This is a genomic window from Halomonas sp. BMC6 (assembly GCF_964204995.1).
Taxonomy (GTDB): domain Bacteria; phylum Pseudomonadota; class Gammaproteobacteria; order Pseudomonadales; family Halomonadaceae; genus Vreelandella.
In genome coordinates, this window is the sequence record NZ_CAXNSH010000001.1 from 273,579 (window position 1) to 289,333 (window position 15,755).

General features: G+C 56.4%; 14 protein-coding genes. 2 read left to right on the forward strand and 12 right to left on the reverse strand.

The window, feature by feature from the left end; genetic code table 11:
- Positions 1-45: 45 nt before the first annotated feature.
- The 6 genes from AB6K10_RS01275 to AB6K10_RS01300 all read right to left on the reverse strand — a co-directional run bounded on the left by AB6K10_RS01275 (position 46) and on the right by AB6K10_RS01300 (position 4,907).
- Positions 46-807, reverse strand: a complete 762-nt coding sequence (locus AB6K10_RS01275; protein ID WP_054641238.1) for an ABC transporter permease — start codon at positions 805-807, stop codon at positions 46-48.
- Positions 804-1,739, reverse strand: a complete 936-nt coding sequence (locus tag AB6K10_RS01280; protein WP_339117805.1) for an ABC transporter ATP-binding protein — start codon at positions 1,737-1,739, stop codon at positions 804-806. The genes AB6K10_RS01275 and AB6K10_RS01280 overlap by 4 nt, the downstream gene beginning before the upstream one ends.
- Before the next feature lie 90 nt (positions 1,740-1,829).
- On the reverse strand, positions 1,830-2,108 hold the full coding sequence (locus AB6K10_RS01285; RefSeq protein WP_016915098.1) for a peptidylprolyl isomerase: 279 nt from the start codon (positions 2,106-2,108) through the stop codon (positions 1,830-1,832).
- A 56-nt stretch (positions 2,109-2,164) separates the two neighbouring features.
- A complete protein-coding gene (locus AB6K10_RS01290; protein WP_339119585.1) occupies positions 2,165-3,250 on the reverse strand; it encodes a serine hydrolase in 1,086 nt (361 codons plus the stop codon).
- A gap of 62 nt (positions 3,251-3,312) precedes the next feature.
- Positions 3,313-4,419 (reverse strand): OpgC domain-containing protein, encoded by a 1,107-nt coding sequence (gene opgC / locus AB6K10_RS01295; RefSeq protein WP_339117806.1) that lies wholly within the window; start codon positions 4,417-4,419, stop codon positions 3,313-3,315.
- A 191-nt stretch (positions 4,420-4,610) separates the two neighbouring features.
- A complete protein-coding gene (locus AB6K10_RS01300) occupies positions 4,611-4,907 on the reverse strand; it encodes a hypothetical protein (RefSeq protein ID WP_054641241.1) in 297 nt (98 codons plus the stop codon).
- A gap of 432 nt (positions 4,908-5,339) precedes the next feature.
- On the opposite strand from AB6K10_RS01300, the gene AB6K10_RS01305 reads away from it, so the two are divergent.
- Complete coding sequence (locus AB6K10_RS01305; RefSeq protein ID WP_339117807.1) at positions 5,340-6,281, forward strand: exopolyphosphatase; 942 nt, start codon at positions 5,340-5,342, stop codon at positions 6,279-6,281.
- 67 nt (positions 6,282-6,348) lie between these two features.
- Here the strand turns inward: AB6K10_RS01305 and AB6K10_RS01310 are convergent, their stop codons facing one another.
- From AB6K10_RS01310 to speB, 6 genes are all read right to left on the reverse strand, one after another.
- Positions 6,349-7,821: an aldehyde dehydrogenase family protein gene (locus AB6K10_RS01310; RefSeq protein ID WP_339117808.1), complete on the reverse strand. Its 1,473-nt coding sequence runs from the start codon at positions 7,819-7,821 to the stop codon at positions 6,349-6,351.
- 12 nt (positions 7,822-7,833) lie between these two features.
- Positions 7,834-8,568: an MBL fold metallo-hydrolase gene (locus tag AB6K10_RS01315; protein WP_339117809.1), complete on the reverse strand. Its 735-nt coding sequence runs from the start codon at positions 8,566-8,568 to the stop codon at positions 7,834-7,836.
- A complete protein-coding gene (locus AB6K10_RS01320) occupies positions 8,565-9,875 on the reverse strand; it encodes a cytosine permease (RefSeq protein WP_239285613.1) in 1,311 nt (436 codons plus the stop codon). Before AB6K10_RS01320 ends, AB6K10_RS01315 begins: the two co-directional genes overlap by 4 nt.
- 13 nt (positions 9,876-9,888) lie before the next feature.
- The gene (locus tag AB6K10_RS01325) at positions 9,889-11,508 is read right to left on the reverse strand and encodes a 5-guanidino-2-oxopentanoate decarboxylase (RefSeq protein ID WP_339117810.1); all 1,620 of its coding nucleotides are present in this window, start codon (positions 11,506-11,508) and stop codon (positions 9,889-9,891) included.
- A 10-nt stretch (positions 11,509-11,518) separates the two neighbouring features.
- Positions 11,519-12,901, reverse strand: a complete 1,383-nt coding sequence (locus AB6K10_RS01330) for a YjiH family protein (RefSeq protein ID WP_339117811.1) — start codon at positions 12,899-12,901, stop codon at positions 11,519-11,521.
- A gap of 134 nt (positions 12,902-13,035) precedes the next feature.
- Entirely contained in the window at positions 13,036-13,986 is a 951-nt protein-coding gene (gene speB, locus AB6K10_RS01335; RefSeq protein WP_253018290.1) for an agmatinase, read from the reverse strand.
- Positions 13,987-14,235: 249 nt separating this feature from the next.
- On the opposite strand from speB, the gene AB6K10_RS01340 reads away from it, so the two are divergent.
- Positions 14,236-15,654 (forward strand): sigma 54-interacting transcriptional regulator, encoded by a 1,419-nt coding sequence (locus AB6K10_RS01340; RefSeq protein WP_339117812.1) that lies wholly within the window; start codon positions 14,236-14,238, stop codon positions 15,652-15,654.
- Positions 15,655-15,755 lie beyond the last annotated feature (101 nt).

The following is a 15,755-nucleotide window of genomic DNA, read 5'->3' on the forward strand; positions in this document are numbered from 1 at the left end:
AACAGGCATTACCTTTATAAAAACGTCGAAGAGGTCACTTCAGCATCAGGGCTTTAAGCGGTAACCGGTGCGGAAAATCCAGGCAATGGTGGCAAGGCTTGCCGCCAAAAACAGCAAAATCATCGCCACGCTAGCGCCTAAGCTGACATCGCTAATGCCGTAGAAGCTCCAACGGAAACCGCTAACGAGATACACCACCGGATTCGCCAAGGTCACGCTCTGCCAAAACGGAGGCAGCATATCGATGGAGTAGAAGCTGCCGCCCAAGAACGTGAGTGGGGTAATCACCAGCAGCGGTACCAGCTGCAGCTTGTCGAAGCCATCCGCCCAGATGCCGATGATAAAGCCCAACAGGCTGAAGGTGACGGCAGTCAGTACCAAAAACGTCAGCATCCAGAACGGGTGGGCGATCTCAAGCGGCACAAAGAAGCTGGACGTACCGAGAATGATCAGCCCCAGCAGTATCGATTTCGAGGCCGCCGCGCCTACGTAGCCCACGACAATCTCTAAATAGGAGATCGGCGCCGACAAAATCTCATAGATGCTGCCGGAGAACTTGGGAAAAAAGATGCCAAACGAGGCGTTCGAGACGCTCTGGGTCAGCAGCATCAGCATAATCAAACCAGGAACGATAAACGCACCGTAGCTCACCCCGCCAATTTCGGTAATCCGCGAGCCAATCGCCGCGCCAAACACCACAAAGTAGAGCGAGGTAGAGATCACCGGCGAGACCACGCTCTGTAGCAGCGTGCGGCGAGTGCGGGCCATTTCCGCCATGTAAATCGCACGAACGGGATAGAGGTTCATGAGCGCTCCTTCACCAGGTCCACGAAGATATCTTCCAGCGAGCTCTGCCGGGTGTGTAGATCTTTAAAGCTGATCCCCGCCTGCTCTAGCTGCGTTAACAGGGTAGAGATCCCTCGCCCCTCCTCTTCCTGGCGGCCATCGTAGGTGTAGACCAGCTCATAGCCGTCGGCGGCCAAGCTGAGTTCTTCCTGCGCCAGCGCAGGCGGCAACTCCGTTAACGGGCTGTGTAGCTGCAGGGTGAGCTGCTTGCTGCCCAGCTTTTTCATTAGCGCGGCTTTCTCTTCCACCAGCACGATCTCGCCGCGATTGATGACGCCTATGCGGTCGGCCATCTCTTCGGCTTCTTCGATGTAGTGGGTGGTGAGAATGATCGTCACCCCATCGTCCCGCAGCCCGCGCACCACGTTCCACATATCCCGCCGCAGCTCGACGTCCACCCCGGCGGTCGGCTCATCCAAAAACAGAATGCGTGGCTCGTGGGAGAGCGCCTTGGCAATCAGCACCCGCCGCTTCATGCCGCCGGAGAGGGTCATCAGGCGATTGTGGCGTTTATCCCACAGCGAGAGCGACTTGAGCACTTTTTCGATATGGGCGGGGTGGGGGGACTTGCCAAACAGGCCACGGCTAAAGCTCACCGTGTTCCAGACCGTTTCGAACGCTTCATTGGTGAGTTCTTGCGGCACAAGGCCAATCCGCTCGCGGGCTTGGCGGTAATCGCGCACGCTGTCGAAGCCGTCGACAATGACATGGCCTTCGCTGGGATTGACCAAGCCACATACCAAGCTGATCAAGGTAGTTTTACCCGCCCCGTTCGGGCCGAGCAGTGCAAAAATTTCGCCGCGCTGGATGGTTAAATCCACGCGGGTGAGCGCCTGAAAGCCACCTTCGTAGGTTTTATTCAGGCCATCGATGGTAATGATGGGGTCGTTCAAGGCGTGCTCCTTACATCGCGGGCCAGCGCAGCGCGATGCCAATGGCACCGCGACATGGCTGCCGCGGTGCATGACGGCCTTTAAAAGGTATTAAGTGCGGCTGGTGATTTCGAGCAAGTGATAGCCAAACTGAGTCTGTACCGGCCCGTGAACCTTGTTGAGCTCACCGCTGAAGACGACTTTGTCGAATTCCGGCACCATTTGGCCAGGGCCAAAGCTGCCCAGGTCGCCGCCCTGGCGGCCAGAAGGGCAGCTGGAGTGCTGCTTGGCTACGTCCGCGAAATCGCGGCCGTTTTCGATCTCTTGTTTCAGTGCGTTGCACTGCTCTTCACTGCTTACCAAAATATGACGGGCGCTGGCACGTGCCATAACGAACTCCTCAATAAAAAAACCCAATGCGGTAGGCCAGTTTATCACGCTCGCTGCTAGTCGTGACCCAAGGCACCGCTATAACGCAGCGCTTCGCCCACACTCGCCAGGGCACGCTCATGGGCCTGAACCGAGAGCGGTCCACGGGTACACGCCACGATGACCCAGGGGCCATTGGCGGCGTCACCTGCTTGAGAGGCACGCGATGCAATACCGGCATCGCAGCTTCGCCGGTGCTGCGTGCCTGTTTTGTGCGCAAAGGTGAACTCGCTGCCCATGCCTTGTTTCAAGCGCCGCTCGCCAGATTTAGTTCGCTGCATGATCGCCAGCAGCGTTTGGCGCTGTTCGGCATTCACATCCTCCATACCACCGTGATGCAGGCTGGCCAGCAGGTCGCCATAGGCGCGCAGCGTGCCCACGTTTTCACCGGTGGCTTCGTAGGCATCAAAAGCGTGGTCGTAGTCGGGCTGTTCGAAGCTCCCTTCACCCATGCCCAATGTGCGCGCTAAGGCGGCCGGGCGCTGGTTCACACGGTGTTGGCGCAGGGCGATAAAATCTAACCCGCCCAGCTGGCGAGCCTCGGGATGTAACTGGCCATATACACCCTGGCGCACTTCCACCAGCTTGCTGATGGGGCCAAGGTCCTCCGGCTGGCCGTTGCTGGCAGCGACCATGCGGCGGGCGCGGGCATTCACGGCGTCCAAGCCAACACGGTCAATCAGCATATCCGTGGCGGTGTTATCGCTGACGGTGAGCATCTGCTCCAGCAAATAACGAACCGAGATTGGCGTGCCGGGGTCGTGCCAGTTGACCGGCCCGGCGCCATCGACAAAGTCGCTGCGTGCCAATGTAAGGCGCTCATCCAGAGAGAGGGAGCCAGCTTGGCGTTCAGCCAGCACCTGAGCCGCTACGGGCACTTTAATCAGCGAGGCCAAATACCAGGGGTCGTCTGCCTGCCAGGAGTACGTCTCGCCTGTTGCGAGGTTCTGAACGTAAACACCTAGCGCGCCGCCAAACACCTCTTCAATGGCGCTTATTCGCGCATCTACATCGCCTTGCCAAAGGCTCTGTTTATCGACCTCGTAGTACCAGTTCGTACTTGCCAAAATGGCGGTGCTGGCTGGCAATAAAGCGCACAGCAGCGCTGCGGCTAGCCAGCGTTGAAGATGTCGCAACTTTACCTCCTACCGCGGCTGGTGGCGGGTTATTTGTAACGGGCGATCCAGCGCGTTAGCCAAATCCACAGCGCGGCCCCAAGAATTAACAGCCCACCCACGCCAAGCGCCTGTGAATAGGTGTACATGCCTTCGCCTCCCAGCAGAAAACGCAGCACCAAAAAAATCATCACAATGTGGAAAATAAACGCGTTGAGCGCGTCGCTACCCACCATGGTTAATGGCCGTAGCGCCTTGGATGCCGTAGCTCCACCAGCGAGTGCAGCGCCTAAAATAACCAGCGCACCGCCCACACTGTACAGCGTGAATTTCAGCCCGGGCGGGTGCTTGCCATCGTTATTGGCTACCGCCAGCATCGCAGCGGAAACATTGCCTTCGGCAAAGGCTAATCCATAGAACGCGGCGACCATGACAGCCCCCATGCCCACCAGTGCCAGCACCAACTTTCGCCGCAACGCCGTATCAAAATAGCAGCGCAGCAAGGCTTCACCGATCAGCAGGCCCGCCAAGATCAACGGCGCGCGGCTGAGCTGGCCCCAGGTGTAATGGTCTTCATGGTCCACCAGCAGGGCTTTTAAGGTGTCGTTACCGCCAAAGCTCAGCCCCTGCAGCCAAGCGGAGAGCGCGGTTAAGCCAACAATAAGCGCACACCGCCCCCACAGCGGTGTACGTGCCCATAATGGAAGTACCAGCGGCACCCACAGCAGGGCGATGGCGTAAAAACCGAGGATTTCTACCCAAATCGCAAAGCGCTGATAAAGCAGCGCATCAACAATATCGCCTGGGGCGTAATACGGCAGCATCTCGACGACCGTCAACGCCTTGTACCAAAACCACACTTCAACCGCGCGCACCCATAGTTTTAGCCGCCGTTTTGGCCACGCCTCTGTTTGGGTAGACGCTAAAAAGGCCACGGCTAGCGCAATTCCGAAGACCAGAATGAACAGGGAAGAAGAGAACTTAGTGAGAAAGTGGACGGGCACCATGCCCCAATCGGGCACGTTGCGTATTCCAATCAGCCCACTCACCGTATGGCTGAGAATCATCAGCCCAATCGCTATACCACGGGCGAGATCAATCGCATCTATACGCCCTTCCGCACGAGGCAGGCATGGCACTTCTTGCCAGGTAAACACGTTAGCAACGTCCTTGTAGGGTGTTCGTTTTAGGGAAACATTGCTTTTACCATAGCCTATTCACCTAGTGTGCTATTGCGCTTTATTAAACGTTGCCACTCATCCAACACAACAGTGCCCCGCAATGGGCGGGGCACTGTGCTGCTCATCCGTGAGCGTGAGGGGAAGGACTTCCTTTCGCTAAAATGGGTTTACTGGCCGGATGTGTCATCCTTTTCCGTTTCCCACTGTTCTTGCTCTTCCTCCTCCTCTTCGTAAGTAAATTCTTGCTCTTCCTCTTCGTACTCGGTAGTCACGCCTTCAGTAGTCGACCCCTGCTCCTGCTCGGTGTCGTAGGAGTTGTAGGTGCCTTGATCATCCTGCATGGTCTCTTCTTGCGGCGTTGCGGGCTGCTCTTCGGGCTCTTCCATCGCAAACGCGAGCGGGCTCGCTACCAGACCAAATGATACACCCAGGATACCTAACTTCTTGAGAGCTTCCTTTTTCATGGTCGTGCCTCCTAATGGCAACTCTTTCGTTCAATTCAGCGTTAAACATTTAACAACGTTATGTCTTCACGATAGATTCACGATCGATAAGAGCGGCGAGTCATCCTAACCTTTCGCTCTTACCCAACTACTGCAGACGCCATACCAGGGCATGCCAAAAATAAATATAAACACCATTTTTCAACCACTTAATAAAAAATTCATTAACTGAGACAAGGTGAATAGCGATTTTTAATTAGCAAAATCTTGTTTACGTTTGGCACATGAGCCCCAGCGATTCATGCCACCCCGCACCGCGGCTAACTTGGCATAATAAATAGGTACATAAGGCGAAAGCGTTGGTGAGATAGGTTGCAAGGCTAGAAAGGCTTATTTTAACCCAACATAACTGCTGGTATCTTTTCATCACCGTTCACCGTTACGAGAAAACAAATGCCTACGCAACAAGCATCCACGTTTCGTTTAGTTACCCGCAGCGATTTTGATGGTTTGGTATGCGGTGCCCTGCTCAAGCACTTAGGCCTTATTGACGACATCACCTTCGTTCACCCGAAGGACATGCAGGATGGCAAGATTGCTATTGATGCCAACGACATCACCACCAACCTGCCCTACGTGCCCGGCTGCCACCTAGCGTTCGACCACCATCTCAGCGAGACCGTGCGCAACGTTGAGCGTGCCGACAACCACATCATTAATGCAGACGCCCCTTCCGCTGCCCGCGTGGTGTGGGAGTACTACGGCGGCCACGAGGCCTTCCCCGCACGCTGGGACGATATGATGGAAGCCGTCGATAAAGGCGACTCTGCCCAATTCAACAAAGACGAAATTCTCAACCCGCAGGGCTGGGTACTGCTCAACTTCATCATGGACGCCCGCACGGGCCTTGGCCGCTTCCGCGACTTCCGCATCTCCAACTATCAGTTGATGATGAAGCTGATCGATTACTGCCGCGAGCACACCATCGATGAAATCCTCGCCCTTGACGATGTGCACGAGCGCACCACGCTTTACCGTGAGCATGAGCAGTTAGCAAAGGAGCAAATTGAGCGCTGCGCAACTGTGCACGGCAATGTGGTAGTACTGGATCTACGCAACGAAGAGACCATCTACGCCACCAACCGCTTCGTGATCTACGCCATGTACCCCGACTGCAATATCTCAATTCACGTGATGTGGGGGCTCAAGCAGCAGAACACCGTGCTGGCGATTGGTAAATCGATCCTCAACCGCTCCAGTGACACCAACGTAGGCGAGCTGTGCTTAAGCTACGGTGGCGGCGGCCACCTAAATGCGGGCACCTGCCAAGTTGATAATGATCAGGCGGAGAGCGCGTTGGCGGAGATTGTTGAGAAGATTAATGCGGATGGGTAAAACGGGTACTTATCTGTCATAAGTAGAGTGGCCGCTACTGGCGGCCACTCTACTTAGTTAACGCAGGCTACTCAGCGCCAACCACATGCTTCACTTCCAAGTACGCACTCAGCCCCCAAGGACCAAGCTCACGCCCGATACCGCTGCGCTTGAAGCCACCCCAGGCAGTTTCGGGTAGCACGAGCTGCTCGCTGTTGTACCAAATGCTGCCTGCCTTCAACTGACGGCCAATGCGCTTGGCCCGCTCCGGGTCGCCGCTGATCACCGTGGCGGCAAGGCCATAATCACTGTCATTGGCAAGCTGAATCGCTTCGGCTTCGCTTGCGACGCTACGACCACAAAGTACGGGTCCGAAGATCTCTTCTTTCCACAAACGGCTCTCTATCGGCACATCGCGGTAAAGCGTGGGCGCTAGGAAGTAGCCTTGAGCGGGCAGCGTGCGGTGCTTCCCATCGCGTACTACCGTGAGCCCTTCCTGTTCGGCAATATCCATGTAGCGCTGTACTGCATCGCGCTGCTTGGCGCTGGTCAGTGGCCCTAAATCGGTGCTTTCAGCTAGCGGGTCGCCTAGCGTCAGCGCATCCATCCGCTCAGCAAGCGCAGCGTAGAGTGCTTCAGCTATGTCTTCGTGAACCAACAGACGCGAGGTAGCAGAGCAGATCTGACCGGCGTTGAAGTAAATACCCGCCATTACCCAATCAGCGGCTTGGGCAGGGTCCGCATCTTCCATCACTAAAATGGGTGATTTACCGCCCAGCTCCAGCGACACACTCGCAGTACGGGCGCTGGCAGCCTGCATCACCGCTTCGCCAACGCGGTTACTGCCAGTAAAGGAGATTTTATCCACGCCAGGGTGGTTAGTCAGCGGCGCACCGATGCCCTCGCCGTCACCATTGAGCAGATTTAGCACGCCTGCAGGCAAGCCGATTTCCAGCGCGATCTCCGCCAGCACTTGTTCAGGCAGCGGCGTCACTTCTGAAGGTTTAAATACCGCAGTGCAGCCCGCCGCTAGGGCAGGTGCCAGCTTCCAAGCACTGGTCACTAAAGGGAAGTTCCATGGCGCAATCAGCCCCACTACCCCAACCGGGTCATGATACGTCCGCGCTTCAACGCCTTCCATGTCGACACTGACCCGCTCCCCTTGCCGGGCATCCAGCGCTTGGGCCTGCTTGGCGTAGTAGCGGTAGCAGGCAATTGCATCGTCTAGGTCAATACCTGCTTCCACCAGTGGCTTACCGTTATTGGTGGCCGACAGTGTGATCAATGCCTCTCGGCGAGACTCAAGTGCATCAGCAAATCCATCGAGGTAGTTGGCACGTGCGGTCCCTCCCAACGCCTGCCACTTAGGCTGTGCCTGTTGGGCGGCGTTGACGGCAGCATCTACGTCTGCCGCATCTCCCGCGGTGACCTGAGCAATACGCTCTTCGCGGTAAGGGTTCATCACGTCGAGCAATTGGGTGCCCTTCGATGCAACCCACTGGTTGTTGATGAACTGCTTATCTAGCAGAGAGGCTTGCTCCGTTTTAGATGTCGTAGACACGATCAAAGCTCCTTAAAGCTCGTGTTGGCGAAGCCAATCATCAATGAGTTGGCGTAAGTGCTGGCCGCTAAAGCTGGGAAAATGCCCCCCATGAACAGTACGAACCGGCAACTGGCGTAGCCGACGCATACTAGCGGCATAGTCGGCGAGGTCGCTGTGCCATAGATCTTCAATGAGCGGGCCGTCATAGACGAGATCACCCGAAATGAGCGTTTGGGTGTTCGCTTCCCACAGCGCGATACCACCAGGTGAGTGACCCGGTGTATGAATCACCTCCCACTGCCGGTTACCCAAATCCAATATCTCGCGATCTTCTAACGGGGCAACCATTTGAGGTGCCTTAATACGGTAGCGATCATGGGAATAGGGCTGGGGAGGAAGCGCCTCGAACATATCGTCACTAAGAAACTGATCCGCTAGTGTTCGCGTGTTATCAGGTGAGGTAAGAATATTCGCTTCTGACGCATGAACATGACAGCAACCAAATTCATGAGCCGCACCGATATGATCGAAATGGGTATGACTAGCGACTGCTAGAAGATCCCGCTCACTCAACAGCGCCACCTGTTTACGCAGCGGCACCGCGCCCAGACCAAAATCGACGACCATACCGCGCTGACTGCCCTGAACATGCCAGATGTTGCAGCGATAAAACGGTTTGATCCACGGTTCATCGATTAGAGTGATGCCGTTTGCCTTGGCGGTAGTTCGATACCACTGCTTTTCGCTGATACGTTGCAGATTCATACAGCCACCCGCTTTCCAACCACCGATTTACTCACCACAAAATAGAGCGCGCCAGTGATGACGAACACGGGCAGCGATGCACCAAACGAGAGAGGAGCCACCCAGTTCCAGTAATAGGCCAGCAATGCGCCTACGCCATAACTTCCCAGTGCCAGCCAGTTAAAGGCTGGCAGGTTATGCTCAGCTTGGATGAGCTGTGACGGTGTATAGCGCTCCCGGCCCAATAGGTAGTAATCGACGATCATGAGTGAAAAGGCGGGAATAAAGACACTGCCGATAATTAATAGAAAGGTCTGGAATTGATCAAGGATGCCCGGAATGAGCGCACCGATGACCGAAACCACACCAATGATTAGCGCTGGTTTCCAAAACGGCACGGTAGGGCGCACGCTCATAAATGAAAGCGTCGCGCTGTAGACACACATAACGTTGGTGGTGAGCACTGAAAAGAAAATAACCAATGCAGCCGGTAAGCCAAAACCAAAACCGCTGAGCAGAGCCGTCGGGTCATAGGTGGGTTCTCTACCAATACTGATCGACAGCGCTGATACGGTAGCGCCTAAACCCATGGCAATAAGTGTAGCGACCACATAGCCGCCCCAAGTGCCCACAACGGCGGCTTTGAGCGAACGGCAATGGCGGTTGTAATCGGCCGCCAAGGGAATCCACGAGAAGGCTGTAGCGACGACAATATCGAACACCACGCCGCCACCCAATACTCCCTCGGGTTCCAACTGGGTAATGCTAGGCAGGTCGTAATGCCGATTGAGCGCGAAGAGCACCACGGCGGATAACCCCAACATCAGTAGCGCCGCTATCTTCTCAACTTTCTCGATCCCTAAATGACCGCGTAGAGCAATCAGGACGACCAGAGTCTCACAAATAACCGTAAAGAGCGCTACGTTGGAGTAGCCCGTCAGGCTCTCGACGGCATAATCAAGACTCATACCCGCTAGCAGCGCCTGAATCCAACTCCAAGCAATCAGGGCTAATAAATTTACCCAGGCGGGGAAGTTAGCGCCCTTGCGACCAAACGTACCTCGCGCTAGCACCATGGTGGTCATACCGGTTTGCTGCCCCATGACACCGATTAGCACTAGCGGAATAATACCGATCGCTGAGCCTATCAAAATCAGCCACATCGCGTGCTGAAAGGTGAGATCCGGCACTAAGAACATACCGGTCAATATGGTGGTGACCACGACATTCGCACCTAGCCAAAGCGCAAAAGTACCGGGCAAGCCCAAGCTGTGCTCCACATCGTCAGCCGACAGCGTATCTTGACCAAAAACACGTTTAGTTTTCATTGTTATCTCCTGTTTAGAGCAAGCTCTTTTGCCAAGCAGCGGCGTCAATTTCGATCAGTAGCGGCCCGGTGGGAACGCGGTTGGCGAGTGCCTGGGAAAGCTCAGCGGGGCTCTCTACCAACATGCCGGGGCAGCCAAAGCCTTCAGCCAGAGTCAGGAAGTTGGGTGCTTGAATATCGACCCCCAATCGCGCCACGCCGTTGGCATCCATATAGCGGCGGATCTCTTCGTAGCCCGCGTTATGCCATAGCACGATGACCACGGGCAGGCGGGCTTCCACGGCGGTGGCGAGTTCCGAGAGCGTAAACATCACCCCGCCGTCTCCCACCAGCGCTACTACGAGTAGATCTGGCCGGGCTAGCTGCGCCCCTAATGCCGCAGGCAGCCCATAACCCAAGGTGCCGTAACCGGTGGATGCATTGAAATAGCGGCGAGGCGCAGGCTGGCTGACGAGGTGGTTTCCGGCGTATACCGGGGCGGTGGAGTCGCCCACTAGAATGGCGTCAGGTAAGTGGTCGGCCAGCGTTTTATAGAACGGAACGAAATCGCTAAACGCGGGATCGTTGGCCAAATCTAAAGCGTTCAGAGCAGTGGTGGTCTGTTCGCCGCCCTGACGCTTCAGCGGCTCAGAAAAATGCGTTAGCAGAAGCTCCAAACTGCGCCCGGCATCGCCCACCAAACCAAGCGTGGTGCGCTGATTGCGCACCAGCTGCTCAGGGTCCAGATCAATACGAATCAGCGTACCGTTGAGGTGAAAACCGTCGTCAAAAACGACGTCATAGTCGGTTTCGCCCAACTCGGTTCCTACTGCCAGAATCACATCCGCCTTAGCGGCTAGCTCCCTCACGGCGGGCAGTGCGGCATTGGCGCCTAAGTCCAGCGGGTGATCACGACCCAGCAGCCCCTTGGCGTTGATGGTTGTCACCGTAGGCGCATCCAACTGCTCTACCAGTGCTCGTGCGGCGTCTGGCGCTGAGACACAGCCACCGCCCAACAGCACCAGAGGCTGCTTCGCCGCCGTGAGTAGCCGAGCCGCCTCGGCCAGCCCTTCCGGGTCGGGAGCCGCGCGGTACAGCGTGGGCGCTTGCCAGCTAGTCGGAACACTGACGGGCGCATTGAACAGATCAATGGGTATTTCAATATGCACCGGGCCTGGGCGCGCGCCGTTGAAAACTGCAAAGGCACGGGCCAACACCTCGGGTAGCGTGCTGGCATCCAGCAACGTGTGGCTAAACCGCGCCACGCCGCTGATCATCTGCTGCTGGCTGGGCAGTTCGTGCAACCGCCCCTGGCCTAAGCCCAAGGTATCGCGGCGATTAACGCTGGAGATCACCAGCATGGGAATGGAGTCCGCCAGGGCTTGGCCCATGGCGGTGGCAATATTGGTCATCCCCGGCCCGGTGATAATTAAACACACCCCCGGCTGACCGCTGGCACGGGCATAGCCATCGGCCATAAACCCCGCCCCCTGCTCATGGCGCGGAGTGATGTGCGCTATCTCACAGCCTTCCAGGCCACGGTACAGCTCCACCGTGTGCACACCGGGAATGCCGAACAGCGCGCGCACGCCGTAAGTATCGCGCAGCAGGTGGATCAACAGGTCGGCGCAGGTCATTGTCGTTGACTCGTTCATACCAGGCCCCTTAGAAGAAAAACGTGTGGGCCATAAAGGCGATGATCGGCAGCGTAATCGCGGTACGCAGCAGGAATACCACGGCCAGCTCCCAGAACTTGATGGGAATCTTCGACTTGAGCAGCAGCGCACCAATCTCCGACATATAGACCAGCTGCGTCATGGAGAGGCAGGCAATCACGAAGCGGGTCAGCTCGCTTTCAATGTTGGTGGCCAGCACCGCTGGCAAGAACATGTCGGCAAAACCGACGAGTGTCGCAGGGGCGGCCGCCTGGGCTTCAGGAATTCGCAGCAGCTCCAGCACCGGCACCATGGGGTAAGAGAGCCAGGTAAACAGCGGCGTGAACTCGGCCAAAATCAGCGCTACGGTGCCAATCGCAAACACCAGCGGCAGCAGCGTCAGGAAGATATCGATAACGTTAAGCAGCGCCAACCGGGCCAGCTCTTTTGGTCCTGGTGCGCCCGCCGCGCGGCGGGTTGCTTGCAGCAGGCTGTAGCGGAACAGGCCCACGTTTTCGGTGCGCTCTTCGCTTAACTGGCAGCCGACCGGCTCGTAATAGTCATCGGATTTACGCGACAGCGGCGGAATCCGCGAGACGATGACAGCTGCCATCAACCCAGAAACCACTACCGTGAAATAAAACTGTACGAAGAGGTGGTTGATCTCGACAAAGTTTGTTACCAGCAAGCTGAAAGCGATGGAAGCAACGGAGAAGTTGGTCGCGATCACCGAAGCCTCGCGGCCGTTATAGTAGCCCTGCTCGTACTGCTGTGCGGTAATCAAAACGCCTACCGTACCGGAGCCCATCCATGACGCAGTGGCATCAATCGCGCTGCGCCCCGGCAGGTTAAAGATGACCCGGAACGGCTTACGCACCATGGTGCCAATAAACTCCATAAAGCCGAACTCGACCAGAAAAGGCAGTAGCAGCGCGGCAAAGAAAAAGAACGTCAGTAGCACGGGTGCCAGATCATTAAGCATCACTCCGCCCGTGTAAGACGCTGTGACAACTTCGGGGCCGAACTGGAAAAACGTCATGATGACGAAGATCGCACCGAGTATCCGCAGCGCTACCCAAATAGCCCCCACGTCGAACATCTCTTTAAAGTGGCCTTGCTGTGCCCAGCTAGGCTTTGCGAGCTTCACATAGAGCGTCACGATGACGGATAGACACAGCACACATAGTGCAATCGCGGGCAGTGCAGCTCCCAAAAGCGACTGCAGGCCATCGGCCATTAACCCCATGCCGATATTGATCGAATCACCGACTTGAAACGGCACTAGAAAAAGCAGTACGCCCATCAGCGAAGGCAGCAAAAACTTTAGAAGATGTGCTCGGGGGATCAATGAGGACGAAGTGGGTTCTTCCGACTTCGCTTGAGAATAAGACATACGGTTCACCTATTGGATGTGATTATTGGAGGTGGGCTGGCGGCGTCCTGAAGGGAAGCGCGGCTCCCCTTCTTATGTTTTGTCATCTGCGCCTTGTTAGGTCGGCGCTTTTTATGAACACGTGTGTGCTAGGTTTAGGCGTTATGCTTAACGCCCGGCAGTACGCAGAGCATTTCATACAGCAGCGTGGCCCCCATCAGCGCCGTATTACCGCTGGGGTCATAAGGCGGTGATACCTCTACTAAGTCACCACCGACGATGTTCAAGCCAGCGGTGCCCCGCACAATTTCCAAGCCTTGGGCAGAGGTTAGGCCGCCCATTTCCACGGTGCCGGTACCGGGGGCAACGGAGGGGTCTAAGCCATCGATATCAAAGCTGATATACACGGGGATATCGCCCATTTGTTCGCGCACTTCCGCCATCAATGGCGCCAGCGAGCGGTGCCAGCACTCCTCAGCCTGCACCACACGGAAGCCCTGCTCGCGGCACCAGTCGAAATCTTCAGGGGCATAACCGGTCCCGCGCAGGCCAATTTGCACGACCTTGTTATGGGCGAGTAACCCTTCCTCCTGGGCACGGCGGAACGGCGTGCCGTGCGCAATGGGTTCGCCAAACATGTGCTCGTTCACATCCGCGTGGGCATCGATATGAATCAACCCCACCGGACCATGCTTTTTCGCCATGGCACGCAGAATGGGTAGCGTCAGCGTATGCTCGCCGCCCAGGGTTAACGGAATGCAGTCGTGCTTGAGCACGTCGTCATAGAAGGCAGTGATGATGTCGACGCTTTTCGGCAGGTGAAAGGTATTGATGGGCACATCGCCAATATCGGCTACCTGAAGACGCTCGAACGGCGCAGCGCCTGTCGCCATGTTGTAAGGGCGCAACATGCGCGACTCATCGCGAATCTGCCGTGGCCCTAGGCGCGTACCCGGGCGATTCGACGTACCGATATCCATGGGTATACCGATAAACGCCGCATCCAGCCCTTCGGCACTCTCTTGCGTGGGCAGGCGCATCATGGTGGCAGGCCCCGCAAAGCGCGGCATGGTGTTGCCGCCCAGCGGCTGATTAAAGTCCGACATCATTTTCTCCTTGGATTTATTGTGGCCAGCCTGACGGCTGATTTATCTAGCTCATACCGCTCATACACAGGTACTGCACAGACCATGCCAAGTCACCTGCGCTGATAAATAGGTAGGTTTACCGGCTTATCGATGCAAAAATGAATCAATCAACCAATGAAATGATGCAATAGTGAATCACTGAGTCACTTTTGCATCACTCCGTTCATCCAACGATATAAAAGCGGCTGCGGTAGATAAGGAGGACGTATGAGCGAAATCGACAGGCGTGTACTGCAAACCATCATAGAAACCGCCAACGACCACTTCTTCATTGTCAGTGGCGATGGACAGATCTTGGATATTAGCCCCGGTGCTGAGGCGGTGTACGGCGTATCGCGAGAAGAGCTTCTTTCAAGCAGTGTTCAGCAACTGCAGGCGGCCGGCGTTTTAAAGCCCTCCATTACCGTAGAAGTGATGCGCACCCGCCAGCCCGCTCAGCTAATGCAAATCACCGGCACAGGCCGCCGCGTTATAGCAGAAGCCTACCCGGTGTTCGTCAACGGCACGCTAGAGCGCATTATCAGCCGCTCGAGAGACCTCACCGACTTGCAGCTTCTGCAGGACGAGTATGCCCTGCTGCAAAAACGCTTTAGCGAACACTTAAAGCGCAGCCAAGCCGCGCCTGATGCAGAAGAGCAAGCGCTGGATGACGCGCTGGATAACCTACAGGTCAGAAGCCATGTGATGCGCGAAATTGCCCTACTGCTCAAGCGTGTTGCGCCGTCGGATGCCAACGTCCTGATGCTCGGCGAATCCGGCGTCGGCAAGACCGCGTTTGCCAAGCAGCTTCACCGCTGGAGCCAGCGCTGCGACGGCCCCTTTATTGAAGTGAACTGCGCGGCAATCCCGGAAAATCTGTTTGAGTCCGAAATGTTTGGCTATCAGCCCGGCGCCTTCAGCGGTGCAGCCCGACAAGGCAAAGCAGGGCTGTTAGAGCAGGCCGAAGGGGGCACGCTATTTCTGGATGAAATCGGCGAGCTGCCGCTGTTAATGCAAACCAAGCTGCTCAAGGTCATTCAGGATGGCAGCCTGACCCGCCTTGGGGATACGCGCTCTCGTCGGGTCGATTTCCGCTTGGTGGTCGCGACCAATCAGGATTTGGGCAAGCAGGTGGAAGCGGGGCTTTTCCGCCTGGATCTTTATTACCGCCTCAACGTCATTCCCGTCACCCTGCCACCTTTGCGCGAACGACGTGAGGATATTCCCGACCTAGTGGAAGCGTGCCTACAACGGCTGAACCAGCGCTATGGGCGGCAGAAAATCCTCGGTAATCAAGTATGGTCGACGCTCATGGGCAGCGACTGGCCGGGTAATGTTAGGGAGCTGGAAAACTGGCTGGAGAGAGCTTGGCTTTCAAGCCCAACGGATCAAATCGAAGTGCCTGCAACGCAAGCCTATAGCGAACAGCATACCCACAGCTTGGCGAATGTATCTGCCTCACCTTTGGCGGCACCGCTCGCCTCAGGCGAAAGCTTGAAAGAGTACCTAGAGCGGTTAGAGCGGGACGCGCTACAAACGTTGTGTCACACGCTGCCCAGCACCTATGCCATCGCCAAACGGCTGGGTATCAGCCAGTCCAGCGTGGTGCGGCGGTTACAGCGTTATGACATTAAAATCACCCATTAACGCTCCCACACGTCACCCGCCTGCCACATAAGCGTCATTCAACCGCAACATCGCCATCACATGATCCCATTACACGACGCTAAAAGGCGTCGACGAACGCC